This window comes from Verminephrobacter aporrectodeae subsp. tuberculatae At4 (assembly GCF_000193225.1).
Classification (GTDB): domain Bacteria; phylum Pseudomonadota; class Gammaproteobacteria; order Burkholderiales; family Burkholderiaceae_C; genus Acidovorax; species Acidovorax aporrectodeae.
This window is the reverse complement of record NZ_AFAL01000904.1, coordinates 1-390: the sequence shown is the minus strand read 5'-3', so window position 1 is coordinate 390 and position 390 is coordinate 1. Positions and strand designations below refer to the sequence as shown.

At 63.3% G+C, this 390-nt stretch carries 1 protein-coding gene; it reads right to left on the bottom strand.

Features of this window, described 5'->3' with window-relative positions; translation table 11 throughout:
* Positions 1 to 390 (bottom strand): ABC transporter substrate-binding protein (locus VTU_RS29795; protein ID WP_010109297.1); only part of this gene is annotated, 390 nt, incomplete at both ends.

Genomic DNA, 390 nt, shown 5'->3' with positions numbered 1-390 from the left:
TCCGTCAGCTGGCGCAGCAGCACCGGGTTCGGCGCGGAGAGCAGAACGTCGATGGTGTATTCGTCCACCTTCACGACCTTGCTCACGCCCTCCATGTAGGGCGTGAAATTCGAGGTCTTGGCCATCGCGCGCTGCAAGGAGAACACGGCGTCGTCGGCGCTGAACGCCGAGCCATCGTGGAACTTCACGCCCTGCCGCAGGGCGAACCGCACTTGCGTGGGGCTGATTTCCTTCCAGGACGTCGCCAGGACGGGGTCCACCGCGAAGGTCCTGCTGTTGTAGTAGACGAGGCCCTCGTACACGTTGGCGTGTACGCCGTTCTGAAACCCAGTGTTGTCGGCGTGGATGTCCCAGGTGGCAACGTCTCCCTGGCTCGCCCATTTGAAGGGC